Annotated in this window: 25 protein-coding genes and 2 pseudogenes; 12 read left to right on the top strand and 15 right to left on the bottom strand. The window is 63.7% G+C overall.

Going from position 1 to position 25,169, the window contains the following annotated elements:
- Positions 1 to 2 precede the first annotated feature (2 nt).
- Entirely contained in the window at positions 3 to 209 is a 207-nt protein-coding gene (locus ACIU1A_RS24465; RefSeq protein WP_140500798.1) for a lipoprotein, read from the bottom strand.
- A gap of 140 nt (positions 210 to 349) precedes the next feature.
- A complete protein-coding gene (argH, locus tag ACIU1A_RS24460; RefSeq protein WP_404925472.1) occupies positions 350 to 1,750 on the bottom strand; it encodes an argininosuccinate lyase in 1,401 nt (466 codons plus the stop codon).
- A gap of 36 nt (positions 1,751 to 1,786) precedes the next feature.
- Here argH and tlpA point away from each other — a divergent pair, with 36 nt between their 5' ends.
- The 5 genes from tlpA to ACIU1A_RS24435 all read left to right on the top strand — a co-directional run bounded on the left by tlpA (position 1,787) and on the right by ACIU1A_RS24435 (position 7,147).
- Complete coding sequence (gene tlpA / locus ACIU1A_RS24455) at positions 1,787 to 2,473, top strand: thiol:disulfide interchange protein TlpA (protein WP_404925471.1); 687 nt, start codon at positions 1,787 to 1,789, stop codon at positions 2,471 to 2,473.
- 333 nt (positions 2,474 to 2,806) lie between these two features.
- Entirely contained in the window at positions 2,807 to 4,111 is a 1,305-nt protein-coding gene (ugpB, locus tag ACIU1A_RS24450; protein WP_404925470.1) for a sn-glycerol-3-phosphate ABC transporter substrate-binding protein UgpB, read from the top strand.
- Positions 4,112 to 4,348: 237 nt separating this feature from the next.
- The gene (gene ugpA, locus ACIU1A_RS24445; RefSeq protein WP_140513871.1) at positions 4,349 to 5,233 is read left to right on the top strand and encodes a sn-glycerol-3-phosphate ABC transporter permease UgpA; all 885 of its coding nucleotides are present in this window, start codon (positions 4,349 to 4,351) and stop codon (positions 5,231 to 5,233) included.
- Between the two features lie 8 nt (positions 5,234 to 5,241).
- Positions 5,242 to 6,090, top strand: coding sequence for a sn-glycerol-3-phosphate ABC transporter permease UgpE (gene ugpE, locus ACIU1A_RS24440; RefSeq protein ID WP_404925469.1), 849 nt, complete (start codon positions 5,242 to 5,244; stop codon positions 6,088 to 6,090).
- 7 nt (positions 6,091 to 6,097) lie between these two features.
- Complete coding sequence (locus ACIU1A_RS24435; RefSeq protein WP_140500808.1) at positions 6,098 to 7,147, top strand: sn-glycerol-3-phosphate import ATP-binding protein UgpC; 1,050 nt, start codon at positions 6,098 to 6,100, stop codon at positions 7,145 to 7,147.
- Positions 7,148 to 7,191: 44 nt separating this feature from the next.
- On the opposite strand, the gene ACIU1A_RS24430 is transcribed toward ACIU1A_RS24435, so the two are convergent.
- The 3 genes from ACIU1A_RS24430 to ACIU1A_RS24420 all read right to left on the bottom strand — a co-directional run bounded on the left by ACIU1A_RS24430 (position 7,192) and on the right by ACIU1A_RS24420 (position 11,027).
- Positions 7,192 to 8,274 carry an ABC transporter ATP-binding protein gene (locus tag ACIU1A_RS24430; protein WP_404925468.1) on the bottom strand — a complete coding sequence of 361 codons (1,083 nt, stop codon included), beginning with the start codon at positions 8,272 to 8,274 and terminating at the stop codon, positions 7,192 to 7,194.
- Positions 8,271 to 9,851, bottom strand: coding sequence for an ABC transporter permease (locus tag ACIU1A_RS24425; protein ID WP_404925467.1), 1,581 nt, complete (start codon positions 9,849 to 9,851; stop codon positions 8,271 to 8,273). The genes ACIU1A_RS24430 and ACIU1A_RS24425 overlap by 4 nt, the downstream gene beginning before the upstream one ends.
- A 168-nt stretch (positions 9,852 to 10,019) precedes the next feature.
- The gene (locus ACIU1A_RS24420; RefSeq protein ID WP_404925466.1) at positions 10,020 to 11,027 is read right to left on the bottom strand and encodes an iron ABC transporter substrate-binding protein; all 1,008 of its coding nucleotides are present in this window, start codon (positions 11,025 to 11,027) and stop codon (positions 10,020 to 10,022) included.
- Here ACIU1A_RS24420 and ACIU1A_RS24415 point away from each other — a divergent pair.
- The 4 genes from ACIU1A_RS24415 to ACIU1A_RS24400 all read left to right on the top strand — a co-directional run bounded on the left by ACIU1A_RS24415 (position 11,026) and on the right by ACIU1A_RS24400 (position 14,650).
- A complete protein-coding gene (locus ACIU1A_RS24415) occupies positions 11,026 to 11,160 on the top strand; it encodes a hypothetical protein (RefSeq protein ID WP_263490082.1) in 135 nt (44 codons plus the stop codon). The genes ACIU1A_RS24420 and ACIU1A_RS24415 overlap by 2 nt on opposite strands.
- A gap of 164 nt (positions 11,161 to 11,324) precedes the next feature.
- Positions 11,325 to 11,876, top strand: a complete 552-nt coding sequence (locus tag ACIU1A_RS24410; protein WP_404925465.1) for a sigma-70 family RNA polymerase sigma factor — start codon at positions 11,325 to 11,327, stop codon at positions 11,874 to 11,876.
- Position 11,877: 1 nt separating this feature from the next.
- The gene (locus ACIU1A_RS24405; RefSeq protein ID WP_404925464.1) at positions 11,878 to 12,516 is read left to right on the top strand and encodes an NrsF family protein; all 639 of its coding nucleotides are present in this window, start codon (positions 11,878 to 11,880) and stop codon (positions 12,514 to 12,516) included.
- A 238-nt stretch (positions 12,517 to 12,754) separates the two neighbouring features.
- Positions 12,755 to 14,650 (top strand): PAS domain S-box protein, encoded by a 1,896-nt coding sequence (locus ACIU1A_RS24400; RefSeq protein WP_404925463.1) that lies wholly within the window; start codon positions 12,755 to 12,757, stop codon positions 14,648 to 14,650.
- A 34-nt stretch (positions 14,651 to 14,684) separates the two neighbouring features.
- On the opposite strand, the gene ACIU1A_RS24395 is transcribed toward ACIU1A_RS24400, so the two are convergent.
- The 7 genes from ACIU1A_RS24395 to ACIU1A_RS24365 all read right to left on the bottom strand — a co-directional run bounded on the left by ACIU1A_RS24395 (position 14,685) and on the right by ACIU1A_RS24365 (position 20,094).
- Positions 14,685 to 15,563 carry a 3-hydroxybutyryl-CoA dehydrogenase gene (locus tag ACIU1A_RS24395; protein ID WP_140500869.1) on the bottom strand — a complete coding sequence of 293 codons (879 nt, stop codon included), beginning with the start codon at positions 15,561 to 15,563 and terminating at the stop codon, positions 14,685 to 14,687.
- Between the two features lie 119 nt (positions 15,564 to 15,682).
- Positions 15,683 to 16,612, bottom strand: a complete 930-nt coding sequence (locus ACIU1A_RS24390) for an electron transfer flavoprotein subunit alpha/FixB family protein (protein WP_140513865.1) — start codon at positions 16,610 to 16,612, stop codon at positions 15,683 to 15,685.
- Positions 16,613 to 16,631: 19 nt separating this feature from the next.
- Positions 16,632 to 17,381, bottom strand: coding sequence for an electron transfer flavoprotein subunit beta/FixA family protein (locus tag ACIU1A_RS24385; protein ID WP_140525441.1), 750 nt, complete (start codon positions 17,379 to 17,381; stop codon positions 16,632 to 16,634).
- Positions 17,382 to 17,571: 190 nt separating this feature from the next.
- Entirely contained in the window at positions 17,572 to 18,372 is an 801-nt protein-coding gene (locus ACIU1A_RS24380) for a rhomboid family intramembrane serine protease (protein WP_140500872.1), read from the bottom strand.
- 31 nt (positions 18,373 to 18,403) lie between these two features.
- Positions 18,404 to 18,985 carry a cob(I)yrinic acid a,c-diamide adenosyltransferase gene (locus ACIU1A_RS24375; RefSeq protein ID WP_140500873.1) on the bottom strand — a complete coding sequence of 194 codons (582 nt, stop codon included), beginning with the start codon at positions 18,983 to 18,985 and terminating at the stop codon, positions 18,404 to 18,406.
- A gap of 25 nt (positions 18,986 to 19,010) precedes the next feature.
- The gene (locus ACIU1A_RS24370) at positions 19,011 to 19,202 is read right to left on the bottom strand and encodes a twin transmembrane helix small protein (RefSeq protein WP_140500874.1); all 192 of its coding nucleotides are present in this window, start codon (positions 19,200 to 19,202) and stop codon (positions 19,011 to 19,013) included.
- A gap of 25 nt (positions 19,203 to 19,227) precedes the next feature.
- Positions 19,228 to 20,094: an SDR family oxidoreductase gene (locus ACIU1A_RS24365; protein WP_140584051.1), complete on the bottom strand. Its 867-nt coding sequence runs from the start codon at positions 20,092 to 20,094 to the stop codon at positions 19,228 to 19,230.
- A 58-nt stretch (positions 20,095 to 20,152) separates the two neighbouring features.
- Between ACIU1A_RS24365 and ACIU1A_RS24360 the strand changes: the two genes are divergently transcribed.
- The gene (locus tag ACIU1A_RS24360) at positions 20,153 to 21,004 is read left to right on the top strand and encodes a YihY/virulence factor BrkB family protein (RefSeq protein WP_140500876.1); all 852 of its coding nucleotides are present in this window, start codon (positions 20,153 to 20,155) and stop codon (positions 21,002 to 21,004) included.
- A gap of 89 nt (positions 21,005 to 21,093) precedes the next feature.
- Here ACIU1A_RS24360 and ACIU1A_RS24355 read toward each other — a convergent pair whose 3' ends face one another.
- Positions 21,094 to 21,990, bottom strand: a complete 897-nt coding sequence (locus ACIU1A_RS24355; RefSeq protein WP_140560188.1) for a DMT family transporter — start codon at positions 21,988 to 21,990, stop codon at positions 21,094 to 21,096.
- Positions 21,991 to 22,140: 150 nt separating this feature from the next.
- The gene (gene gluQRS / locus ACIU1A_RS24350) at positions 22,141 to 23,010 is read right to left on the bottom strand and encodes a tRNA glutamyl-Q(34) synthetase GluQRS (protein ID WP_404925462.1); all 870 of its coding nucleotides are present in this window, start codon (positions 23,008 to 23,010) and stop codon (positions 22,141 to 22,143) included.
- Positions 23,011 to 23,084: 74 nt separating this feature from the next.
- Between gluQRS and ACIU1A_RS24345 the strand changes: the two are divergent.
- Positions 23,085 to 23,727, top strand: a pseudogene (locus tag ACIU1A_RS24345) (DNA-3-methyladenine glycosylase family protein).
- Positions 23,728 to 23,857: 130 nt separating this feature from the next.
- Positions 23,858 to 24,414: pseudogene (locus tag ACIU1A_RS24340) on the top strand (HNH endonuclease).
- Positions 24,415 to 24,573: 159 nt separating this feature from the next.
- Here the strand turns inward: ACIU1A_RS24340 and ACIU1A_RS24335 are convergent.
- Complete coding sequence (locus ACIU1A_RS24335) at positions 24,574 to 25,092, bottom strand: disulfide bond formation protein B (RefSeq protein ID WP_140513858.1); 519 nt, start codon at positions 25,090 to 25,092, stop codon at positions 24,574 to 24,576.
- Positions 25,093 to 25,169 lie beyond the last annotated feature (77 nt).

The raw sequence follows: 25,169 nt of genomic DNA, 5'->3' as shown, positions 1-25,169 counted from the left end.
CTCTAGAGCAGCGGGTCGAGAATGAACTTCTTGTCCGCGACCGGTTTTTCCGGTTCCGGCGGCACGGGTTGGTGTGCCTTCTCGGCGTCCTTGCGCGCCTGCACGGCCGCCTCGTAAGGCGTGTCGAGACCGGACCTTCTGCCGCAAGCCGTAACGGCGGCAACCGCCGCAAGCAGCGTCAGTGTCACCAAAATCCTGCTTCCGGTCATCGATCCATCCGTCCGAAACTTTTTTCCGCCGCTGCTTTTAGCCGAGTTCTCGGCGCATTGCACCCTGGATATTGCCGTTGCAATATCGTGGATATTGGCGGTTGCAATATCCGGGATATGGCTGGCCGCAATGTCCGGCATCACGCCTTGGCCAACCGCTTTTTCCAGTAGCGGATCTGCTTCCTGACTTCCGACGGTGCGGTGCCGCCGAAGGAGGTGCGGCTCTTCACAGAGTTCTGCACGGCCAGCACCGAAAAAATGTCCTTCGTGATGCCGGGGTGGATCGACTGCAAGTCTTCCAGCGCAAGCTTCTCCAGGCTCAGCTTCTTCTCTTCGGCCAGCGCCACCGCCCGTCCCGTGACATGATGCGCTTCCCGGAACGGCAGGCCGAGCGTGCGCACCAGCCAGTCGGCAAGGTCGGTCGCGGTTGCGTGGCCGGAGCCGGCAGCCTTCTTCATCGCCGCCGCGTTCACCGTCATATCGGAGACCATGCCGGTCATCGCCGCCAGCATCAGGTCGAGCGTCTCGGCGGCATCGAACACCGATTCCTTGTCTTCCTGCATGTCCTTGCCATAGGTCAAAGGCATGCCCTTCATCACCGTCAGCAGGCCGACCAGATGGCCGGTGACGCGCCCGGTCTTGCCGCGCACCAGTTCGGCGGCGTCGGGGTTCTTCTTCTGCGGCATGATCGAGGAGCCGGTGGAGAAGCTGTCCGACAGCCTGATGAAGCCGAATTGCGGCGTTGACCAGATGATGATTTCTTCCGCCAGCCGCGACAGATGCGTGGCGCATATGGCCGCCAGTCCCAGGAATTCCAGCGCGAAATCGCGGTCCGAGACGCTGTCCAGCGAATTGCGCATGGGCTCGCGGAAGCCGAGCGCACTGGCGGTCTGGTGGCGGTCGATCGGAAAGCTGGTGCCGGCAAGGGCTGCTGCACCGAGCGGGCTCTCGTCCATGCGTTCGATGGCGTCGCGCACCCGCGACAGGTCGCGCGAAAACATCTCGACATAGGCCATGCAGTGGTGGCCGAATGTCACCGGCTGCGCCGCCTGCATATGGGTGAAGCCCGGCATCACCGTCGCGGCGTGCTGCTCGGCCCGCTCCAGCAACGCACTGATGAGACCCTTCAAGGCCTCGGCGACGCGAAAGCACTCGTCCTTGACCCAGAGCCGGAGGTCCACTGCAACCTGGTCGTTGCGAGAGCGGGCCGTGTGCAGCCGGCCGGCGGCCGGACCGATCAGCTCGGCGAGGCGGGCCTCGACGTTCATGTGGATGTCTTCCAGCCTTGTCGAGAATTCAAACGTGCCCGCCTCGATCTCTTTCAGGATCGTGTTCAGGCCGTGAGCGATTTTTGCTTGATCGGCCACCGAAATAATGCCCGTTTGCGCCAGCATCGCGCTATGGGCGATCGAACCTCTGATGTCCTGCGCATAGAGTTTGCGGTCGAACGAGATCGATGCGTTGATTGCTTCCATGATCGCGGCCGGACCCGAGGCAAATCGTCCGCCCCACATCTGGTTGCTGGTCTTCTTGTCGCTCATGGCTATAAAACCCGTGCTCGGAGCAGTTTTGAGAACATGGCAGACGGAAACAGATTTTTCCCGGCCCCGCGCCTGATCCTCGCCGCCCTGGTGGCGGGAGCGCTGGCCGGCGCGGTCGCGGTATATGTCAGCGAGAGCCGGTCTGGCAACAACGCCGCGTCGCAAGTCGCCGTCGGAGACAGCAAGGACGATGTCGCCTGCGCCGCCAAGAGCGAACGCGCCAAGAAGATCGCCGCAGCCGCCACCGGCGAGGTCGCGGCGCTCTTGCCAGCCGATCCGCCGCAATCGATGAAGAGCCTCGCCTTCAACGGCCCGGACGGCAAGCCGATGACCATCGCCGACCATGCCGGCAAGACGGTGCTGCTCAATCTGTGGGCGACATGGTGCGCGCCATGCCGCGCCGAAATGCCGGCGCTGGACGCCTTGCAGAAGGAGAAAGGCAGCGATGCGTTCCAGGTCGTCGCCGTCAACGTCGATGCCGGCGACGACGTGAAGCCGAAGAAGTTCCTCAAGGACACCGGCGTCGAGGCGCTCGGCTATTACAGGGATTCGACGATGGCGCTGTTCAACGAGCTCAAGACGCGCGGCCTGGCGCTCGGCCTGCCCGTCGCCATGCTGATCGACGGCGAAGGCTGCCTGATCGCCCATATGAACGGCCCGGCCGAGTGGTCGGGGCCGGACGCCAAGCGGCTTGTCGAGGCCGCGCTCAACCCGTCGGGCTGAGCGCGGGACGGGAATTTTCCACGCATCGACCGAGCTTTAAACCGACGCCTTTTTCAGCGTTGTCATGTCAGTGTTGTCATGTGCTGTTAGACACCGTCCGTCGGTGAGGTCGCTGACCGTCTCGAGACAGATCCCTGGTTCATCAATTCAAAAGCAAGCCGCTATGCAATCCTTTCCGGGTCACTTCCATCCGGAAGTGAACGCTACTTTAGCCGGAAATGAAGTGCGCCCGCCCGCAACAAAACCGTTGTCCGCTGCGCGCGAACGACACATAGTGCCATTGCGGGAGTGCCCCTTTCGCCAATGACAAGCAATGATAACGGGAGACGAAACATGAAGTTCTTTGGCTTCGCGGCCGGTGTCGCCGTGACCCTGCTTTCCACAACCTCCGCCTTCGCCGTCACGCAGATCAGCTGGTGGCACGCCATGACCGGAGCCAACGCAGAGGTCGTCGACAAGATTTCCAAGGATTTCAACGCCAGCCAGGGCGACTACCAGATTGTTCCGGTCTTCAAGGGCACCTATCCCGAAACGCTGAATGCCGGCATCGCCGCCTATCGCGCCGGCCAGTCGCCTGACATCATCCAGGTGTTCGATGTCGGCACCGGCGTCATGATGGCGGCCCGGGACGCGATCAAGCCAGTGGCCGAGGTGCTGACCGGCGCCGGGATGGACTTTGACAAGAGCCAGTATCTGCCAGGCATCGTCGGTTATTATTCGACGCCGGACGGCACCATGCTGTCCTTCCCCTACAACTCCTCGTCGCCGATCCTCTACTACAACAAGGACATCTTCCAGAAGGCGGGGCTCGACGTGAATAACCCACCCAAGACCTGGAACGAGGTGTGGGAGGATGCCAAAAAGATCAAGGCGAGCGGCGCCGCCGCTTGCGGCTACACCTCGACCTGGCTGACCTGGATACACCTGGAGAACTTCGCGGCGTGGAACGATGTGCCGTGGGCCACGCAGCAGAATGGCCTGGCCGGCGGTGATGTCGAACTCAAGATCAACTCGCCGATCTTCGTCAAACATTTCCAGGCGCTCGCCGATCTGGCCAAGGACGGCACCTTCAAATATGGCGGGCGCACCTCCGAAGCCAAGCAGATATTCCTCGCCGGCGAATGCGGCATCTTCACCGAATCCTCGGGCGGCCTAGGCGACATCGTCAAGTCGGGCATGAACTACGGCATTGGCCAGTTGCCCTATGACAGCGACGCCAAGGGCGCGCCGCAGAACACGACGCCGGGCGGCGCCAGCCTTTGGGTCTTCGGCGGCAAGTCCGACGAGGAGTACAAAGGCGTCGCGGCTTTCTTCGCCTATCTGTCCAAAACCGATGTGCAGGAATATCTGCACCAGAAATCGGGATACCTGCCGGTGACGCTCGCCGCCTATGAGGCGACGAAAAAGTCCGGCTTCTACGACAAGAATCCCGGTCGCGAGACGCCGATCCTGCAGATGACGGGCAAGGCGCCGACCGACAATTCGAAGGGCGTGCGGTTGCCGAACTTGCCGCAGGTGCGCGACATCCAGAACGAGGAGTTCGAAAAGATGCTTGCCGGCCAGGAAAGCGCCCAGCAGGCGCTCGACAATGCGGTCACGCGTGGCAACGCGGCGATCAAGGAAGCGCTGGGGAATTAGGGCGCGTCGAACCTATCGAGTTATAGTCCTTGCTCTACGAAGCCCCCTCTGCCCTGCCGGGCATCTCCCCCTGAAGGGGGGAGACTGGCTGTCGCGACCGTTTTCGGCGATTGTCAAAGCTGGAGAATGGCAGCCGCCGCAGGAACTGCCAATCTTCCTCCAAGAGGGGGAGATGCCCGGCAGGGCAGCGGCGAGCGCCGTAGAGTGCCGCTCGGCTTTCCACGCCGGAGCGGCGCATTGACCCCGCGCGTCGTCTTTCCCAACAAAGTCTTGCCATACCTCCTGGTGGCGCCGCAACTGGCCATCACGCTGGTGTTCTTTTATTGGCCGGCCGGGCAGGCGCTCTACCAGTCGATGCTGAGGCAGGACCCGTTCGGGCTGAGGAGCAGGTTCGTCTGGTTTGCCAATTTCCGCAAGGTGCTTGCCGACCCGGCCTATCTCAACTCGATCAAGGTCACAGTGGTGTTTTCGCTCGCGACCGTGATCGTTGCCATGGGCGTGGCGCTGCTCCTTGCCGTGATGGCGGAAAAGGTGGTGCGCGGCAAAGGCCTCTACCGCACGCTGATGATCTGGCCCTACGCAGTGGCGCCGGCGATCGCCGGCATGCTGTGGCTGTTCCTGTTCAATCCATCGATCGGCTCGCTGTCTTATCTGCTGAGACGTTTAGGCGTCGCCTGGGATCCGCTGCTCAACGGCACCGACGCCATGATCCTTCTGGTGGCGGCGGCCGCCTGGAAGCAGATCAGCTATAATTTCCTGTTCTTCGTCGCCGGGCTGCAGGCGGTGCCGAAAACGCTGATCGAGGCGGCGGCGATCGACGGCGCCGGCGAAACCAAGCGCTTCTGGACCATCGTCTTCCCGCTTTTGGCGCCGACGACGTTTTTCCTTTTGGTCGTCAATACCGTCTATGCGCTGTTCGACACGTTCGGCATCGTCCACGCCGTCACCGGCGGCGGGCCGGGCAAGGCCACCGAGACACTGGTCTACAAGGTCTACAATGACGGCTTCGTCAATCTGATCCTCGGCGATTCGGCGGCGCAGTCGGTCATCCTGATGGTCATCGTCATCGCGCTCACCGCCATCCAGTTCCGCTACGTGGAACGGAAGGTTCATTACGGCTGAGGAGCGCGATGATCGGTCAATCCCCGTTTCGCATTTTCCTTGCACATGCCGTGCTCATCCTCGGCATACTGATCGTGGCCTTTCCGATCTACTACACTTTCGTTGCCTCGACGCAGACGCTGCAAACCATCCTTAGGCCGCCACTGCCTTTCCGGCCGGGCAGCGAGTTCTGGAACAATTACGGCGAGGCGCTGTTGGGCGGCGTCGGCCGCATCGGCGGGCTCGGCGTCGGCAGGCTGCTCCTCAACTCCACGATCATGGCGCTCGGCGTTGCGGTCGGAAAGATATTCATCTCGATCCTGTCGGCCTATGCGATCGTCTTCTTCCGTTTTCCGCTGCGCATGACTTTCTTCTGGCTGATCTTCATCACCCTGATGCTTCCCGTCGAGGTGCGCATCCTGCCGACCTACAAGGTAATGGTCGACCTCGGTATGATCGACACTTATGCCGGACTGATCATCCCGCTGATCGCCTCGGCCACCGCAACGTTGTTGTTCCGCCAGTTCTTCATGACCATCCCGGGCGAGTTGGTCGAGGCAGCGCGCGTCGACGGCGCCGGTCCATGGCGGTTCTTTTTCGATATCCTGTTGCCATTGTCGCGCACCAATATCGCGGCGCTGTTCGTCATTCTTTTCATCTACGGCTGGACGCAGTATCTGTGGCCACTGCTGGTCACCAACAGCAACGATATGAACACCATCGTCATCGCACTGAAGAAGATGGTCTCCTTCGCCGATGCCGACACCCAATGGCATTTGGTCATGGTCACGGCGATCCTGGCAATCTTGCCGCCAATCCTGGTTGTGGTGCTGATGCAGCGCTGGTTCGTGCGCGGACTGGTCGACACCGAAAAGTGAGAAGCCGATGGCGACGGTCGATCTGAGGGACGTGAAGAAAGTATATGCCGGCGGCGTCGAAGCCGTGAAGGGCGTCTCCATTGCCATTCCCGACAAGGAACTCTGTGTGCTGGTCGGGCCGTCCGGCTGCGGCAAGTCCACGCTTTTGAGGATGATCGCCGGGCTGGAGACCATTTCTTCCGGCACGGTCGCTATCGACGGCAAGATCGTCAACACGATCGGCCCGACCGAGCGCGACATCGCCATGGTGTTCCAAAACTATGCGCTCTATCCGCATATGAAAGTCTACGACAACATGGCTTACGGGCTACGCAATCGCGGTACGCCCAAGGACGAGATCGACAGCAGGGTTCGTTCGACCGCCAAGGTGCTGGAGCTTTCAGCGCTGCTTGACCGGCGCCCGCGCGAGCTTTCAGGCGGTCAACGCCAGCGCGTCGCCATGGGCCGCGCCATCGTGCGCAATCCGAAAGTCTTCCTGTTCGACGAGCCACTCTCCAATCTCGATGCCAAGCTGCGCGGCCAGATGCGGGTCGAAATCAAGAACTTGCAGCGCTCGCTCGGTGTCACCTCGGTCTACGTCACCCATGACCAGTTGGAAGCGATGACGTTGGCCGACATCCTTGTCGTCATGAATGGCGGATTGGTCGAGCAGGCGGGCGCGCCACTCGACATTTACGAAAAGCCGGCCTCGACGTTCGTCGCCTCTTTCATCGGCGCACCGCCGATGAATCTTCTGTCCCTTTCGGGTCCGGCGCTGACCGGCAGCAAGACGAGCGACTTTGCGCCTGCGAATGCCGTCACGCTTGGCTTCCGCCCCGAGGATGCCGATGTCACTTTCGCGGCCGAGGCACCGTCCGGCGCGCTCGTGCTGCCGACAATGGTGGAGGCGGTCGAGCCGGTGGGAGCGGACAGCTTTCTTCACTGTGCGGCAGGAGGCGACCGCATCGTCGTGCGTGTGGCCGCGCGCGCAACAGCCAAGCCCGGCGACCAGTTGCGCGTCGTGGCCAAGGCCGAGAAACTTCACTGGTTCGATCAGGCTGCAAAGAGGGTCGACTGACGCAATCTTGCATGCCGATTAGCGAGCCGCGAACCGTCGGCCGGTCAGGCGAATACATGCGCCTGTCCCGACACGGTGAGCCGGACGATCTCACCGACCGCCGGCGCGTCCATGCCGGACTTGCGCAGGATCAGCGGCGTACTGCCGATGGCGGCGGCGTCCGGCGGGTCGGGGCTGTTGAGCAACCGCACCGCGACCGTGCAGGTCGAGCCGGCGAATTCGGATTCCGTTACCTCGCCAAACAGCATGTCCGGCGTGCCGGACATGCCCTCGCGCGATGTCCGCTTCAGTCCGATCTGCTCCGGCCGCAACATGATGCGGGCGACATCGCGGCTGTCCGATGTATCCACGGCGATGCGGCCAAGCGGCGACGTGGCGAAACCACCCGCTATCTTCGCCGGCAGGATGATGGCGTCGCCAAGGAACTCGGCAATCATCCTGTCCTTCGGCTTGAGATAAAGTTCGCGCGGCGTGCCGACCTGCGAGAATTGGCCCTCGCGCATCACAGCGACCTGGCTGGCGAAGGACAGCGCCTCGGCCTGATCGTGCGTCACCAGGATGGTGGTGATGCCGGCGGCTTCGAGCAGTTCCGCCACGGCTTTGCGCATGGAGGCGCGCAGGCCGGTGTCGAGCGCCGAGAACGGTTCGTCGAGCAGCATCAGCCGCGGCTTCATCGCCATGGCGCGGGCGAGCGCCACGCGTTGCTGCTGACCGCCGGAGAGTTCGTGCGGGCGGCGCTTCAGGATCGCCTTGTCCAGCCCCACTATATAGGCGAGCTCGACGATGCGCACGGATCGCTTGTCCAGCCGGCGGTCCATCCCGAAACCGATATTGTCGCCAATCGTCAGGTGCGGAAACAGGGCGCCGTCCTGTGCAACCAGGCCGATACCGCGGCGGTGCGCCGGAACGGCGCCGCCGCTGTCGGCCAGCATCTTTCCGTCAAGCACGATGCTGCCCTGGTCGGGCGCCTCGAAACCGGCGATCAGCCGCAGCAAGGTGGTCTTGCCGCAGCCGGACGGCCCGACGATGGCCGTGCGGCTGCCGCTGGCGACGTCGAGATCGATGCCGGCAAGCGCCGCGACCGGGCCGTAATGCTTGTGCAAGCCCCTGAGTTCGAGAAAGCTCATCGTCCTGCCATCCGTTTTGACTGGACATAGAGCAGCCAGGTCAGGGGCAGCGACATCGCCACCATGATGAAGGCGTAAGGTGCTGCCGAAGCGTAGTCGATCTCGCCGCTGTAGGACCAGAACGCCATCGCCAGTGTGCGGGTGCCGTTCGGCGCCAGCATCTGGGTCGCGGTCAGTTCGTTCATGATGCCGAGCGCCACCAGCGCCATGCCGGCGGCGGCACCCGGCGCCGACAGGCGGATCGTCGTCGACCACAATGCATGGAGCGGCGACCGCCCGAGGCTGGACGCGGCGCGCTCGAGCTCGACCGGCGCCTGCGCGATCGACGCCCGCAGGCTGATCAGGGCGCGGGGCAGGAACATCAAGGCATAGGCAACCAGGATGGTGAACAGGGTCTGATAGAGCGGCAGGGCGATGCGCACGGTGATGGTGACCAGCGCCAGTGCGATCACGACCCCGGGCAGCGATCCGACGATGTAGTTGCAGCCCTCCAGCAAGCGCTGCAGAGGCCCCGGCGCGCGGATCGAGATCCAGGCCATCGGCATGGCGGCGACGGTGGCGAGCAGCGCGCCGGCGAGCGCCAGGAACAACGTCTGGCCGAGCGCCAGGCCGATCTCGTCGAGCCGCCAGACCTCGGCGCCGCCGGCGGCAAGCCAGCGTCCGATGGTGACGAACGGTACGCCGAGCGCCAGAAGCGTGGTGGCGGCAAGCAGCAGCAGACAAGGCACGGTCGCCCGGCCGAGCGGCGCGCGCTGCTGGTGGCGCGCGGCGCCCGAACCGACGCGGGCATAGCGCTCTTCCCCGCGCACCAGCACCTCCAGCCCGAGCAGCACGAAGCAGCAGCTCACCAGCACGCCGGCCAGCATATTCGCGGCCGGCCCGTTGAAGGTCGACTGGAACTGGTCGACGATCGCCGTGGTGAAGGTGTCGAAGCGGATGAAGACGTAAAGGCCGTATTCGGCCAACAGGTGCAGGCCGACCAGCAATGCGCCGCCACAGATGGCAAGCCTGAGCTGCGGCAGCACGACGCGCCAGAACACACGCCAGGGACCAAGGCCGAGTGCGGCCGCGGCGTCTTCGAGCGCCGGATCGAGCCGGCGCAGGGCCGCCGATACCGGCAGATAAAGGAACGGGAAATACGCTATGACAGAGACAAGCACGCCGGCCCACAAGCCATGCAGCCCGGGCACCATGGTGATCCAGGCATAGCTGTGCACGAAGGCGGGAATGGCGAGCGGCGCCACGCATAGCCAGGCCCACAGCCGGGCGCCGGGCAGGTCGCTGCGTTCGGTCAGCCAGGCCAGCGCCACCGACAGGATGATGGCGATCGGCACGGCGAGCGCGACAAGCAGGACGGTGTTGGCCAGAAGCTCGCCGACACGCGGCCGGAAAACCAGCGCCGAGACGGTTTCCCAACCGGTCTGCACGGCGACCCAGACGATGAAGGCAAGCGGCAGCAGGGCCAGCAGCGAAACGAAGATAGCGGCGGCAACGATCCATGACGCAGCGCGCCGGCGCGCCCTGCGGCGCGTCCTCGGCGGCAGGCCCGGAGTTGCAATGTCGGCCGCGAACTGCATCGGCTCAGACTTCGCGCCCTTGCCGCCCGGCGGCGGCAATCGAAAGACCACGATCATGGTCGGGAATACAGCGTGTCGTCATCGACGAATGCCATCTCGAAAAAACAAAACGCTCCCGCGGAATTCCCGCGGGAGCACGGCCGGTGTCCTTATTAGGACGAACGGCAACTAAAGCAAGCCGGCCGTCGTCATCAGGTCGGTGGCCTTCTTGGAGTTCAGCGTCGCGGCATCGATCTTCGGCGCCTGCAGGTCGGCCAGCGGCACCAGCTTCGGATTGGACTCTGCGCCCTTGCCGACCGCGTATTCGAAGGACGTTCCGTTCTTCAGCACGTCCTGGCCGCCCTTGCCGGTCACCCACTTCAGGAAAGCCTGGGCTTCCTTGGGATGCTTGCTCGAAGCCAGCACGCCACCGCCGGAGGTCGAGACGAAGGCGCCCGGATCCTGGTTCTTGAAATAATGCAGCGCTACGTTCTTGCTGTTCTCGCCGGTCTTGGCCTGATCGCCGAAGTAGTAGTAGTGATAGATCACGCCGCCTTCGATCTCGCCGGCGTTGACCGCCTTCATCACGGTGCTGTTGCCCTTATAGGCGGTGAAATTCTGCTTCATCGCCTTCAGCCAGTCCGCCGTCGCGGCTTCGCCCTTGAGCTGCAGCAGCGCGCTGACGATAGCCTGGAAATCGGCGCCCGACGGCGAGGCGGCCCAGCGGCCTTTCCAGCTCGGATCGGCAAGGTCGAGCAGCGACTTGGGCAACTGGTCTGCCTTGAGCTTGGTGGTATTGTAGGCAAAGACGGTGCTGCGGGCGGCAACGCCGACCCATTTGCCGCTCGCTGCCTGATAATCCTGCGGAACCTGCGCCAGCGTGTCGGCGTCGACCGGCGCGAACAGGCCGGCATTCTCGACAAGCACCATGGCCGGCGAATTCTCGGTCAGGAACACGTCGGCGGGCGAGGCGGCGCCCTCCGCGACGATCTGGTTGGAGAAATCGCTGTCGCCGCCATTGCGCAGCGTGACCTTGATGCCGGTTTCCTTGGTGAAGCCGTCGGCCCATTCCTTGGCGAGGCTCTCGTGCTGGGCATTGTAGACGATGATGCCTGTGTCCTCAGCCATCGCCTGGCCAGCGATCAGGCTGACCGCCACCGCCGCGGCGCCGGCAAGGGTGGAAAGAGCGTATTTCATGGGCGTCGTCCTCGATCTCGTTGAACTGGCACGCAGCACCTATCGATACATGACAGGTGTAGTCAACATTTTTGGCCTGCTTCAATCGGCCGCTGGCGGCATAGACCCATGCCAGGCGGACAATTCCGCGTGATGGCCGCGCGCGACCGACGGTCCAGGACACAGTCGCCGTCGACGAGCCCAAGTTCGCGTTCGCCCGCAATCTTTCGTGACTTGCCGGTAGTTTGCCTTGGACATTATTTCGCCGGCCACGTAACAAATCAGCGCCGAGGCGCGAAGATCGGGGAGTGAACTCTTGTGAGCGGCAAGGACGAGGCCGAGCTTTCCCGGCTGATGCGAGCCGCGATCGCGGGAGATGAAAGGGCCTATGCCGACTTTCTGCACCGGACGGCCGCTCTGGTTCGCGGTTTTGCCAGGCGCAAGATCGTCAAAGGCGGGGTCGATCCCGAGGATGTCGTGCAGGAAACCTTGCTGGCCATTCATGTGAAACGGCACACCTGGCGCCAGGACGCACCTGTGCTGCCCTGGATCTATGCCATCGCGCGCTTCAAGTTGATCGACGCGTTCCGGCGGCGCGGACGGCGCATCGAGATCGATGTCGACGATATCGCCGAAACCTTCGCCGAGCCGGAAACGGAAACCGTCAGCGAACGCGACATCAACCGGGCGCTCGACGGCCTGCCGCCGGCACAGCGCTCCGTGGTGTCGTCCGTGTCGGTGGAGGGGCGCTCGATCGGCGACACGGCAGCCAAGTTCGGCATCAGCGAAACAGCGGTGCGGGTTTCCTTGCATCGCGGACTTGCAGCCATTGCCAAGCGGTTCGGGCAGGGGCGGTTTGGGCGGGAATGACATGAGGACCGAGGATCTCATCAAGGCGCTTGATGCCGACGCTCGCAGCAAGGCGATGCCGCTGCGCTCGGCCTGGTGGTTGGCTGCCGGCGGGGCCGCCGTGATCGCGGGCGCGGTTTTCATGATGACGATCGGTCCGCGCCCCGACTTCATGGCTGCCGCACATACGATGCGCTTTCTTTCGAAGTTCCTGTTCACCATCGTGCTCGCCGCCAGCGCCTTCGCCTTCGTCAGGGCATTGTCGACACCGGGAGCATCGACAGGCAAGGCGGCGGCCTGGATGGCGGCTGCGCCCGTGCTCGTGGCAGTGGCCGTGGTGCTGGAGCTTTACGCCGTGCCCGAGGCCGACTGGGGCAGGCGTCTCGTCGGTTCCAACATGATGGTCTGCATGGGGCTCATCCCGCTGATCGGCATCGGCCCGCTTGCCATCTTCCTGTGGATGCTGCGCTATGGCGCGCCGACACGGCCGGTGCTGGCCGGCACGGCCGCGGGCCTGCTCGCCGGCGGGCTGGCGGCAACCTTCTATGCCGCGCATTGCTTTGATGATTCGCCGCTTTTCGTCGCCACCTGGTATACGATCGCGATCGCCGCGCTGGCGCTGCTCGGCGCGCTCGGCGGCCGGTTTTTCGTGCGCTGGTAGCGCGACGCCCGCTGCTGCATCCCGCGCATACCGATCCTTAATCATGCCGGCAAATGTTTGCCGGCCGGCGGTATCGCCGATACCCGACGCAACCTTTCCTTAAAATCGATCCGTCAGGATTTTCACGGGAAATGCGATTGCCCACGGGGTGGTACAAATCGTGGCAATGCGAAGGATCATCGGGCCGGCGCCGCACAGACATGCGGGGTTGGCTTTGCTCGTGGGCGGGACAGCGGCGATGACGGCATCGATCCTGCTGTCGCGGCTGGATCCCGGCGCCGAGACGCTCGAATTATGTGTGCAGGCGTCGGTCGGTGTGGCAGGCGGCGCACTTCTCCTGGCCGGCATGTTCGCGCGCGTCATCCGCAAGGACCGTCGTCAGATCGCCGAGAGCGAGCAGCGCTTCCGCCGTGCCATGGAGGATTCCTCCATCGGCGTCGCCATCGTTGGCCTCGACGGGCGCATTCTCGAGGCCAACCCGGCTTTCGCTGCCATGCTCGACTACCGCCGCGACGAGATCGAGGCGCTGACCTTCTTCCAGCTTACGCATGCCGACGATCTGGAGATCGGGCGGGAGACGATGGAAGACCTGAAGGCCGGCAAGATCGATTCCTTTCATTTCGAGAAGCGCTATCTCAAGAAGGACGGCACGCCCGTCTGGACCCGGCTGGCCGGCTCCGTCATTCGCGACGGGAATAGCGGCCGGCCGCTGTATCTCGTCTCGCAGATAGAGGACATCGATGCGCGCAAGCAGGCCGAGGCGCGGATCGCCGAGGCCGAAACGCGCTGGAACTTTGCATTGGCCGGCGCCGGCCAAGGCGTCTGGGACTTCGACAAGCGCAGGGGCGGCACTAACTATTCCTCGACCTGGGTCAAGATGCTGGGTTACGCCGACGGGGAACTCGACGGTGACCCCGATCACTGGCTGGCGATGATACATCCCGACGACCGCGAAGCAGTGGCCGAGGCGGACCGCGCCCATCTCGAAGGCCGCACGCCGTTCTTCGAGGCCGAATTCAGGATGCGCCACAAGGATGGCCGCTGGCTCTGGTTCCTCGACCGCGGCAAGGCGATCGAGCGCGACGAAGAGGGGCGGCTGATCAGGGCGATAGGCAGCCTGACCGACATCACCCGGCGCAAGCAGGCGGAGGAGCGCCTCGCCGTGTCGGCGGCCATGCTGGCGGACGAAAAGGAGCGCCTCAAAGTGACGCTCCAGTCGATCGGCGATGCCGTCATCTGCACCGATGCCGCCAACCGCGTCACCTTCATGAATCCTGTCGCCGAAAAGCTGACCGGTGTCTCCTGCAATGATGCCCTCGGCAAGACGCTCGGCCATGTCTATTGGGCGGTCGACGAGGAGACCGGCCACAGGATCGGCGTGGCGCGGCCTGCGATCGGCGGCCAGGGAGCCGATGACCAGAACAGCCGCGCCGTCCTCATCCGGCGCGACGAGACGCGCTGCAGCATCCGGCAGGTCGTGTCGCCGATCATGAACGAACGCAACGAATTCTGCGGACTGGTCATCGTCTTTCAGGACTTCACCGACGCGCGGGCGCTGCAGCGCCAGCTTGCCCACGCCGCCGCGCATGATGCGCTGACCGGCCTTGCCAACCGCGCGAGTTTCATCCGCGCGATGGAAGAACTGGTCGATCAGGCCCGCAAGGAGGGGATCGGACATCAGTTCATGTTCATCGACCTCGATCATTTCAAACTGGTCAACGACACAGGCGGCCACGCGGCGGGAGACGCATTGCTCAAGCGCGTTGCCGAGGCCGTGCGTGGCGTGCTTGGTCCGCAGGACATGGTCGCGCGTCTGGGCGGCGACGAATTCGCGGTCATTCTGAAGTCGGGCTCGGCTGCCGGGGCCAGAATCGCGGCGCGATCCATCATCGATGCGATACAGGGCCTCGACTTCACCTGGGAAGGCCGTCCTCATTCGATCGGCGCCAGCATCGGACTGGCTCCTATCAACGCAGATTGCGGCGCGGTCGACGAGATCATCGCCAGGGCAGACGCCGCCTGCTACGTGGCCAAGGCTGCCGGTCGCGGATGCGTGTCCATGGCGCCGGAGACCGATGCGAAGGACGACAGGGTCGAAATCGAGACGCCCAAGCCCCTGGCCGCCGCGTCGTAAACCCGTGCGGCCAGGCCGTGATCAGTCTGGCGGGTCAGCGTGTCGGAACCGGATGCTCGCCGCGATAATCGTAGAAGCCGCGGCCGGTCTTGCGGCCGAGCCAGCCGGCCTCGACATATTTGACCAGCAACGGGCAGGGGCGGTACTTCGAATCCGACAGGCCGTCATGCAGCACCTGCATGATTGACAGGCAGGTGTCCAGGCCGATGAAATCGGCCAGCTGCAGCGGCCCCATCGGATGGTTGGCGCCGAGCCGCATGGCGGTGTCGATCGCATCGACCGTGCCGACGCCCTCATAGAGCGTGTAGATCGCCTCGTTGATCATCGGCAAAAGGATGCGGTTGACGATGAAGGCCGGAAAATCCTCCGAGACCGTGATCGTCTTGTCGAGCTGCTTCACATAGGTCTTTGCCGCCTCGAAGGTCTGGTCCTCGGTGGCGATGCCGCGCACCAGTTCGACCAGCTTCATCAGGGGAACCGGGTTCATGAAATGGATGCCGATGAAGCGCTCGGGGCGGTCGGTCTGCGCGGCTAGCCGCGTGATCGAGATCGACGAGGTATTGGTCGCCAGTATGGCCTCGGGATTGAGCTGCGGACAAAGCTGGGCGTAGATCTTGCGCTTGACCGTCTCGTCCTCGGTCGCTGCCTCGATGACCAGGTCGGCACCGGCGAGATCGGCCATGGATGGCGCCGCCGCGATGCGCGCCATCGCCTGGTTGCGGAGCTTCTCGTCGAGCTTGCCGGACCCCACCTGGCGGGCCATGTTGCCGCTGACAGTGGCGATGCCCTTCTCGATACGGTCGGGCGATATATCGTAGATCAGCACCTTGTAGCCCGAAAGTGCGGAGACATGGGCGATGCCGCCGCCCATCTGGCCCGCGCCGATGATGCCGATCGTTTCGATCTTGCTCATTACACCGATCCCGTCGAAAAAGGCCTTTGCGGCCTGCTTTTTGTGCGGTGCAAACTAAAAGGGTGGGGCGACTTCGTCTACCCCACCCCTCACAATTTAATACGCTTTGCGGCAGGGCGTCAAAGCGCCTTCTGCAACTCCGGCAGGACAACGAACAGATCGCCGACGAGGCCATAGTCGGCAACCTGGAAGATCGGCGCTTCCTCGTCCTTGTTGATGGCGACGATGACCTTCGAATCCTTCATGCCGGCGAGGTGCTGGATGGCGCCGGAGATGCCGACGGCGATGTAGAGGTCGGGGGCGACGACCTTGCCGGTCTGGCCGACCTGCCAGTCATTCGGCGCATAACCGGCATCGACGGCGGCGCGGGATGCGCCGACGGCAGCGCCGAGCTTGTCGGCGACCGGCAGGATGACCTCCTGGAACTTCTCCGAGGAGCCGAGCGCGCGGCCGCCCGAGATGATGATCTTGGCCGAGGTCAGTTCCGGACGATCGGTCTCCGATAGCTTGTTCTCGACGAAGGAGGAGAGGCCAGGATTGGCCGCAGCGCTGACGGTTTCGACAGCGGCCGAACCGCCCTCGGGCGCCGCCTGGAAGGAGGCGGTGCGCACGGTAATGACCTTCTTGGCATCGGTCGACTGTACCGTCTGGATGGCGTTGCCGGCATAGATCGGCCGCTTGAAGGTGTCCGGCGAGACCACTTCGATGATCTCGGAGACCTGCGCCACGTCGAGCAAAGCGGCAACGCGCGGCGCGACGTTCTTGCCCGACGAGGTTGCCGGCGCGACGATGGTGTCATAGGAGCCGGCCAGCGACACGACGAGCGCCGCGGTCGGCTCGGCGAGACGCTCGGCAAGCTCGTCGGCTTCGGCCAGCAGCACCTTGCTCACGCCCTTCAGCTTGGCGGCGGCGTCGGCTGCGCCCTTGGCGTTCTTGCCGGCCACCAGCACATGCACGTCCAAGCCGATCTGCAGCGCGGCCGACAGGGCCTTGGCGGTCTGGTCGGAAAGGGTTGCGTTGTCGTGTTCGGCGATGAGGAGAATGGTCATTTATCTGTTCCTTCCGATCTCAGAGCACGCCGGCTTCGTTCTTCAGCTTGTCGATGAGCTCGGCGACGCTCTTGACCTTGACGCCCGCCTTGCGGCCGCCCGGCTCTTCGGTCTTGATGACCTTCAGCCGCGGCTTGACGTCAGCGCCGTAGTCGGCCGGGCTCTTCTCGTCGAGCGGCTTCTTCTTGGCCTTCATGATGTTGGGCAGCGATGCATAGCGCGGCTGGTTGAGGCGAAGGTCGGCAGTGACGATCGCCGGCATCTTCAGCTCAACCGTCTGCAGGCCGCCGTCGACCTCGCGCGTCACCCTGGCCTTGTCGCCCTCCAGCACCACCTTGGAAGCAAACGTGCCCTGCGCCCAGCCGAGAAGGGCTGCGAGCATCTGGCCGGTCTGGTTGGAATCATCGTCGATCGCCTGCTTGCCGAGGATGACAAGGCCGGGCTGCTCGGCCTCGACCACGCCCTTCAGTACCTTGGCGACGCCCAGTGGCTCTGTCTGCTCGTCGGTCTTGACCAGGATGGCGCGGTCGGCGCCCATGGCGAGCGCGGTGCGAAGCGTCTCCTGCGCCTGCTGCGGGCCGATCGACACGACGATGATCTCTTCGGCCTTGCCGGCTTCCTTGAGCCGGATCGCCTCTTCCACCGCGATCTCGTCGAATGGGTTCATCGCCATCTTGACGTTGGCCAATTCCACCGCCGAACCGTCAGCCTTGACGCGAACCTTCACATTCGCATCCACAACCCGCTTCACGGGCACAAGGATCTTCATTTTCCTGTCACCTCTCTTGAGATAGTTGGGGCGCGCTATACCAGCGTGAACCCTGTCAGAGTTGTCGAAAGCCGACATTCCGGATGGAAATTCTGCTCTTCAACCGCCAAAGGCGGGCGGAAACGCTTCCGTAGTTGCGGCGAACCCGCACGTCAATATGCCACGGCGTCGGGCAATTCACTCAATCGGTTCAGTCGGGGCCGGGGGCACTTCCCCGACCCCAGCGTGGCACGGGCTGCGCGGCAATCGGCTCGTTTACGGCCGGATCTACGGCGATGGCGGGCTGGTCGGCGGGTGCGGCCTCTTCGTCCGCGCCCGCAAAAAGCGGCACGCCGCGGCTGCGCAGCACGAGCACCAGCACGGCGCCGGCGATGATGCCGCCTATGTGGCAGGCCCAGGAAATCTGGTCCTCGCCACCGGCGGCGAACATGACGATCTGGAACAGCACCCACAGGAGGAGCGGGATGAAGGCCGGGATGCGCAGCGGAATGCGGGCAAAGGCCAGCACCCAGACCTTCACCCTGGGATAGAGGATCAGGTAGGCGACGACCACGCCGGCGATGGCGCCGGAGGCGCCGATCAGCGGCACCTGCGAGTCCCACGCGATGAGGCCCTGGAAGGCGGCTCCGGCGATGGCGCACAGGAGGTAGAAGATGAGATAGCGGATATGGCCGAGCGCGTCCTCGACATTGTCGCCGAACACCCACAGAAACAGCATGTTGCCGCCAAGGTGGAAAATGTCGGCATGCAGGAATGAGTAAGTGAGATAGCTCAGGCTTTCGGGAATGACGATAAAGCGCGGGTCGAGCTCTGCCGTGTCATGCACCACGGAGGGGATGAAGCCGAGGCCGAGCACGGCGGCATTGGTGAAATTCTCGCCCCCGAGCGCGGTGGCGCAATAGACCAGCGCGTTGGCCAGGATCAGGGCGATCGTCACATATTGCAGCCTGATGTGCCGCAGCCTGTTGGTGTCGTAGAGCGGGATGAACATAGGTGCCTGGCCTCTCCCGCCTTGGCATAGTTCAGCGGTTCTTGCCAGGAACCCATAACACGTCGGCATTTCCATTGTCATTGACCGCCCTGGCGGCGACGAACAGGAAATCGGAGACGCGGTTGATGTATTTCAGCCCGTCGCGGTTGACGTGCTCACCAGGATGCTGTGCGAGCGCCACCATCAGCCGCTCGGCCCGCCGCGCCACCGTGCGGGCGAGATGGAGCGCAGCGGCGGCCGGCGTGCCGCCGTTCAGCACGAAGGATTTGAGCGGCTGGAGGTCGTTGTTGAGGAGGTCGATGTCGTGTTCGACGCGCTCGGTCTGCGCGGCAATGATGCGCAGCGGTTCGTAGCCGAGCGGCTTGCCGTCGTCGGGCACAGCCAGATCGGCGCCGAGGTCGAAGAGATCGTTCTGGATGCGGGCAAGCATGGCGTCAATCGCCGGGTGGCTTGGGGCGGTGTGAACACGAGCCATGCCAATGCAGGCGTTGGCTTCGTCGACAGTGCCGTAGGCGTCCACCCTGAGATCGGACTTCAGCCGCCGCTCACCCGTGCCGAGCCCGGTGGTGCCGTTGTCGCCGGTGCGGGTGTAGATCTTGTTGAGCTTGACCACGTCGCCTCCCGAACGGCCGGTGTCCTCATTTGCGGGTGAAATACACGGCCAGCAGGATCAGCGCCAGCGCCACGGCCTGCAGCACGACGCGCGTCTGCATCAGCTTGTTGGAGGTCATGCCGGAACCGCCGCGCATCATGTTGATCAGGCCCCGGACCAGCACGATCACCACGGCGACCATGACCAGGATGGCAAGGATGTTGAAGACGGATGCCATTTTGCGTTTCCAGTCCTTTTCTTGTTCAGGCGCGTTTGGCGAGCAGGCGGTAAAGCATCGATGCCGGCAGGATGCGTTTGAGCGTGGCGCCGACCTTGGCCGGCACTGTTACCACATAGTGCGGGCGCGGGCGCCGCGACAGAAGTGCATGGCGAAGCGCCTTGTGGACCACTTCCGGCCCGGGCTTCAGCGCCGATTGGCTGCCGCCGGTGCGCATCCGTTCCAACTGCGCCTCATAGTCCGCGCGGTGCACCGAATTCTCATGGTCGATATTCCTGAGAAACCAGGCGAGGCCATTGCTGGCGATCTTCGATTTCACCGGCCCCGGCTCGATCAGCGAGACATGCACGCCGCTGCCGGCCAATTCCTGGCGTTGACAGAGCATCAGCGCCTCCAAAGCGTGTTTGGATGCCGAATAGGCGCCGCGAAAACGTACCGGCACCAGGCCAAGGATCGACGAGCAATGAACGATCCGGCCACCGCCCTGGCGGCGCATCACCGGCACGAGCCGGCGGGTCAGGTCGTGCCAGCCGAAGAAATTGGCCTCGAACTGCTCGCGCAAGGCGGCCACCGGCAGATCCTCGACCGCGCCCGCTTGCGCATAGGCGCCATTGTTGAACAGAGCATCGATCCTGCCGCCGGTCCGCTCCAGCACTGAAGCCGCAGCCGCCTCGATGGAGGCAGGTTCGCGATAGTCCAGATAGAACGCCTCGATGCCCTCCTTTTCCAGGGCCGCGATGTCTTCGGGCTTGCGCGCCGTGGCGAACACCCGCCAGCCTTCCGCCTTGAGCGCCCGCGCGCAATAAGCGCCTATGCCGGACGACGCGCCGGTGACGATGATGACGCGCAACGCGCGTGCCGACGGATTCGTCTTATGACCAAGGGTTGCCATTTGCCGCATTCCCTTCCCATATTCGCGGCGTCGAGACAATCGAAGGGGAGCGCGGTTCTTGTTGCGGAATATCGTCGCCCTGCGCCGCGTGCTCTACGACGCGATCGGTCATTTCAACACCGATGACGGCTGGGCGATGGCCAGCCATCTGGCAATCACCTCGCTGATGGCGCTGTTTCCGTTCCTGATCTTCGCCACCACGCTGGCGAGCTTCCTCGGCGCGCAAGCCTTCGCCGACACGGCCGTGCACCTGGTCTTCGACACCTGGCCGGAACAAATCGCCAAACCGATCGCGCGAGAGGTGCTGAACGTGCTCACCGTGCGACGATCGGATCTGCTCACCTACGGCGTGCTGCTGGCCGCCTATTTCGCCTCGAACGGCATCGAGGCGCTGCGCACCTCGCTCAACCGGGCCTATCGCGTCACCGAGACGCGCGGCATCATCTATCGCCGCGTGCAGAGCATCTTCTTCGTGCTGATCGCCACGGCAGGCTTCCTGGCGATCAGCGTGCTCCTGGTCTTCGCGCCATTGCTGGCGCGGCTGGCCGAGGCGCATTTCGAGTGGATAAAACCCTATACGGGCACCATCACGCTGTGGCGCTACGTCATCGCCTCGACCGTCATCGTCGGCGGTCTGTTTTCAGTGCATTACTGGCTGCCGGCCGGCAAGCGCCGTTTCGTCTCGCTGATCCCCGGCATCGTCTTCACGCTCGCCGCATGGCTGATAGGCTCGACCATTTTCGCCACCTATCTCGACCATTTCTCGTCCTATGTGACGACCTATGCCGGGCTTGCCTCGATCATGATCGCGGTGGTCTTTCTCTACATCGTGTCCGCGATCTTCATTCTCGGCGGCGAACTCAACGCAGCAATCAGCCGCTATCTCGAGGCACGCGCGCGGGTGGGATGACCGGCTGAATTGAAGAACTGGAGAATTGGAGAATTGGAGAATTGAAGAAGAAGCCCCCAGCGCCAGATGGCACCATTTTCCTCAATTCCTCAATTCCTCATTTCTACAATTCTTCCCTTGGTCTGCCGCGCCGTTGCCAGACCGACACCGAAGGTCGTGATCGCCATGCCGGCAATCTGAAGCGCGTTGAGCTGCTCGTCGAACAAGGCCCAGGCGATGACGGCCGTCACCGCCGGCACCAGATAGAACAGCGAAGCGACCTTCGACATCTCGCCGTCGCGGATCATCACCATCAGAAGGAAGATGGCGCCGATCGACAGCACCAGCACCAGCCAGACCATGGCGAAGATCAATTCGCCGTTGATGACGACCGTGTGGGTCTCGAAGGCCAGTGAAGCCAGGATCATCACCGAAGCGCCGCCGACATATTGCCACATGGTCGCGGCGACGAGGTCGCCGCCGGAAGCAAAACGCTTCTGCCATATCGTGCCGGCGCTCATGCCGAGCACCGAGACCAGCGAGGCGGTCAGCGTGGCTGACGTCACGCCGCCGCCGAGCGCGCCGAGCTTTGGCCAGAGCACGATGACGACGCCGGCCAGGCCGACCGCGAGGCCGGCCCAATGGCGCGGCAGGATCGCCTCGCCGAGAAACTTGCCGGCGAGCACCGCCGTGATCAGCGGCTGCAGGCCGACAATCAGCGCCGACAGCCCGGCGGGCATGCCCCTGTGGATAGCCCAGAAGACCGCGCCGAGATAGACGCCATGCATCAGAATGCCGGCCCCGGTGGCGTGCAATGCCTCTTCGCGGGAGGCTCTCTTGGAGCCAAGCACGACCACCAGGCCGGCGAACAACGCCGCCGCCAGGACGAAGCGCGCAGCCAGGAACGTAAACGGTTCGGCCCACGGCATGGCATAGCGGGCGCCGATGAAGCCGGTCGCCCACAGGACGACGAAAGTGGCGGGGATGAGCCGCTTGACGCTGTGCATTTTCCGGGAACCGCGCTTGATGAGAATTGAGCCGTGGCGAAGCTCTAGTCCGGTTCAAGCCGGCGCGCAAAACGAAACGATTGATCCATGCATCACCGGAATTCAACCGGCCGCCTTTTCCGCAAACTGCCTCTTCGGCCTTCGCCTGCGTCAGAGACCGACCATCCGCCTGACATCGTGAGTCGACACGCCCGCTTCGCGCAAGACGGCAAGGCCGGTGTCCTTCCGGCTTTTCGACAGCTTGCGCCCGTCGGGTCCCAGGATCAGCCGGTGATGGAAATAGGCTGGCTGCGGCAGGCCAAGCAGTTCCTGAAGCAGCCGCTGTACCCCGGTGGCGGAATAAAGATCCTGGCCGCGCACGACATGGCTGACGCCCTGCAGCGCATCGTCGACGACGACGGCGAGATGATAGCTGGTCGGGGTTTCGCGGCGCGCCACGATCACGTCGCCCCAATCGCGCGGGCGGGCCTCGACGACGCGCGTCGCGGAAAGCGATTCGTCTGAAAATTCGTTCCATGACAAATCCTTGCCGACGCGTGCCATCGCCGCATCGACATCCAGCCGCCAGGCGAAGGGAGCGCCCTCGGCAATGCGGCGCCGGCGTTCCTTCGCCGGCCGCGCCTTGTCGACGGCGGGATAGACCGGCACGCCATCGGGATCGCGCGGCCAGTCGCGCTTTTCGCTGTCGGCGATGAAAGCCCGGATTTCGCTTCTGCTCATGAAGGCGGGATAGACGAGGTCCTCCCGGATCAGCCGGTCAAGCACCGTCTCATAACAGGCGAAGTGCTCGGATTGCCGTCGTACAGGCTGTTCCCAGGCAAGACCGAGCCATTTCAGGTCGGCAAAGATGCCCGCCTCGAATTCCGGCGAGCAGCGCGTGGTATCGATATCCTCGATGCGCAGCAGCAGGCGGCCGCCGACCGCTCGCGCCAGTTTCTGGTTGAGCAGCGCCGAAAAGGCATGGCCGAGATGCAGTTCGCCATTGGGACTGGGCGCGAAACGGAATGTCAGGAGTGTCATCTCTTGAGCGGCAATCGGGTTGTGCGGCGGTTTTGCCAATTGCTACCGTGCGGCCGGTTCAGGGACAAGAAAGCATGCAACGTATCGCCACATTGGACGACATCGCCCGGGGACTCGACGCGCTTTGCGCGATCGACCCAAGGCTGGAAAAAGATCCGCGGCATGGCGGGCGAGGTGCCGCTACGGCTGTCCCAACCAGGATTCTCGAGCCTTGCCTCGATTATCGTCTCGCAGCAGGTGTCGCGCGCCAGCGCCGATGCGATCTTCGGCCGGCTGACGAAACTGGTCGACCCGTTGACGCCGCTGGCGATCCTTGCCGCCGGCGAGGACATGTTTCGCGAGGCGGGCCTGTCGCGACCCAAGCAACGCGGCCTCCTCGCCGCCGCCCAGGCGGTGGCGGACGGCCTCGATCTTCGTCATTTGTGTTCGCTTGACGCCGGCGAGGCAATCACGACCATGACGGCCGTGCCCGGTATCGGTCCGTGGACGGCGCAGGTGTATCTGCTGTTCGCCGCAGGCCATCCCGACATCTTCCCGGCGCGCGATGTCGCGCTCCAGACCGCCGTCGGTCATGCGCTCGGCATCGACCCGCGTCCGCAGGAGAAAACACTGATCCAACTCGCCGAATCATGGAGCCCATGGAGAGGTGTCGCATCGCGGCTTTTCTGGTCCTATTATCGCGAATTGAAGGGCAGGGATGCCGCACCCCCGGCCTGAAAGCGCGAAAAAGCATCAAAATCTCGTTTTTTTGTGCCTTCGGACGCGTGACAATCCGCTTCACATCCCTGTCATGTCGGGCTTACAGTATCCGCGCCATTCAGGTTAGAGAACCAAGGAGGCCAACGACGTGACGGTTGCCGTATCTCCGGATGGGCTTCCAGCGCTGGTGCTGAATGCGGATTACCGTCCGCTCAGCTATTACCCCCTGTCGCTCTGGTCGTGGCAGGACGCCATCAAGGCGGTGTTCCTCGAACGGGTGAACATCGTCGCCGAATACGAGCACGCGGTGTCCTCGCCGACCTTCTCGATGAAGCTGCCGAGCGTCGTCAGCCTGAAGGCCTATGTGAAGCCGTCGCGGCATCCCGCCTTCACACGCTTCAATGTCTTCCTGCGTGACCGCTTCCAGTGCCAATATTGCGGCACGCCCGACGATCTGACCTTCGATCACGTCATCCCCGCCACCGCGGGGGTGCTACGACGTGGGAGAATGTCGTCGCCGCCTGTTCCCCCTGCAATCTCAGGAAAGGCGGCATGATGCCGGCGCATGCCAAGATGTGGCCGTTGCAGAAGCCCTACCAGCCGACGGTGCACGACCTGCACAATAATGGCCGTCTGTTCCCGCCCAACCATCTGCATGAAAGCTGGATGGATTATCTGTACTGGGATGTCGAACTCGAACCCTGAGAGCGTCCGACAATTCGGAACGCCGGCCGTCTGAAGCGATTGTCTGCGCTTCCGATGCTCACGGACCAATGTCCGCTCCGCTTCGGTTCTCGACAATCACTCCATGCGACTCAGCCTGCCGAATTCTTGAACGATCTCGCGTCGGCTCTTTCGCGCTACTCAGTCGCGCGAAAGAGCGCTGCGGAAGGCGACGGCCGCGAGGACAAGGCTGGCGATGGCGTTCCAGCCGGCGAGCGACAGGCCGAGAATGCGAAGCGCGGCCTTGTCGCAGGAGGGGGGCACGAATTTGTCGAGCGCGTCGAGCACGCCTTTGCCGCCGGTGTCGACCGGGCCTCCGCCCGCGGTGCAATCGGCCGGGCCCTGCCACCAGGCCCACTCCACGCCGGCGTGATAGATGCCGAGATACAGCCCATAGAGCATCAGCAGGCCGCCGATGGCCAGCAAGCCGCGCACCACCCATGCCGGCGCGTGCAGCGCCGATGCAAGCAGCGCCAGCAGCATCAGCGGCACGCCGATATAGTAGGGCGTGCGCTGTTCCAGGCAGAGATGGCAAGGGATGTAGCCGCCAATGTACTGGAAGGCGAGCGCGGAGCCGACAGTGGCGGCCATGGCTACGGCAAGGAACAGGGCCGTCATGGTCCGCTGGCGTCCGGTGTTGGCAGTCATGGTCGCAGTCATGGGGTCTTTCGTCCGTTATGTTCGCCGCTCGCCCGGTCTTGTGGTCCATGTCGCCACGCCGCCGCGCGGTTTGGGCG

It is taken from the genome of Mesorhizobium maamorense, from assembly GCF_044998965.1.
Classification (GTDB): domain Bacteria; phylum Pseudomonadota; class Alphaproteobacteria; order Rhizobiales; family Rhizobiaceae; genus Mesorhizobium.
Note: the sequence above shows the minus strand (reverse complement) of the source record. Positions and strands in the feature narration are given on the sequence as shown.

Bases quoted from the DNA above. Each gene is read 5' to 3' on its own strand.
- ACIU1A_RS24465 (WP_140500798.1), bottom strand. From the start codon at position 209: ATGACCGGAAGCAGGATTTTGGTGACACTGACGCTGCTTGCGGCGGTT.
- argH (WP_404925472.1), bottom strand. From the start codon at position 1,750: ATGAGCGACAAGAAGACCAGCAACCAGATGTGGGGCGGACGATTTGCC.
- tlpA (WP_404925471.1), top strand. From the start codon at position 1,787: ATGGCAGACGGAAACAGATTTTTCCCGGCCCCGCGCCTGATCCTCGCC.
- ugpB (WP_404925470.1), top strand. From the start codon at position 2,807: ATGAAGTTCTTTGGCTTCGCGGCCGGTGTCGCCGTGACCCTGCTTTCC.
- ugpE (WP_404925469.1), top strand. From the start codon at position 5,242: ATGATCGGTCAATCCCCGTTTCGCATTTTCCTTGCACATGCCGTGCTC.
- ACIU1A_RS24435 (WP_140500808.1), top strand. From the start codon at position 6,098: ATGGCGACGGTCGATCTGAGGGACGTGAAGAAAGTATATGCCGGCGGC.
- ACIU1A_RS24430 (WP_404925468.1), bottom strand. From the start codon at position 8,274: ATGAGCTTTCTCGAACTCAGGGGCTTGCACAAGCATTACGGCCCGGTC.
- ACIU1A_RS24425 (WP_404925467.1), bottom strand. From the start codon at position 9,851: ATGCAGTTCGCGGCCGACATTGCAACTCCGGGCCTGCCGCCGAGGACG.
- ACIU1A_RS24415 (WP_263490082.1), top strand. From the start codon at position 11,026: ATGGGCGTCGTCCTCGATCTCGTTGAACTGGCACGCAGCACCTATCGA.
- ACIU1A_RS24420 (WP_404925466.1), bottom strand. From the start codon at position 11,027: ATGAAATACGCTCTTTCCACCCTTGCCGGCGCCGCGGCGGTGGCGGTC.
- ACIU1A_RS24405 (WP_404925464.1), top strand. From the start codon at position 11,878: ATGAGGACCGAGGATCTCATCAAGGCGCTTGATGCCGACGCTCGCAGC.
- ACIU1A_RS24400 (WP_404925463.1), top strand. From the start codon at position 12,755: ATGACGGCATCGATCCTGCTGTCGCGGCTGGATCCCGGCGCCGAGACG.
- ACIU1A_RS24395 (WP_140500869.1), bottom strand. From the start codon at position 15,563: ATGAGCAAGATCGAAACGATCGGCATCATCGGCGCGGGCCAGATGGGC.
- ACIU1A_RS24390 (WP_140513865.1), bottom strand. From the start codon at position 16,612: ATGACCATTCTCCTCATCGCCGAACACGACAACGCAACCCTTTCCGAC.
- ACIU1A_RS24385 (WP_140525441.1), bottom strand. From the start codon at position 17,381: ATGAAGATCCTTGTGCCCGTGAAGCGGGTTGTGGATGCGAATGTGAAG.
- ACIU1A_RS24380 (WP_140500872.1), bottom strand. From the start codon at position 18,372: ATGTTCATCCCGCTCTACGACACCAACAGGCTGCGGCACATCAGGCTG.
- ACIU1A_RS24370 (WP_140500874.1), bottom strand. From the start codon at position 19,202: ATGGCATCCGTCTTCAACATCCTTGCCATCCTGGTCATGGTCGCCGTG.
- ACIU1A_RS24365 (WP_140584051.1), bottom strand. From the start codon at position 20,094: ATGGCAACCCTTGGTCATAAGACGAATCCGTCGGCACGCGCGTTGCGC.
- ACIU1A_RS24355 (WP_140560188.1), bottom strand. From the start codon at position 21,990: ATGCACAGCGTCAAGCGGCTCATCCCCGCCACTTTCGTCGTCCTGTGG.
- gluQRS (WP_404925462.1), bottom strand. From the start codon at position 23,010: ATGACACTCCTGACATTCCGTTTCGCGCCCAGTCCCAATGGCGAACTG.
- ACIU1A_RS24335 (WP_140513858.1), bottom strand. From the start codon at position 25,092: ATGACTGCGACCATGACTGCCAACACCGGACGCCAGCGGACCATGACG.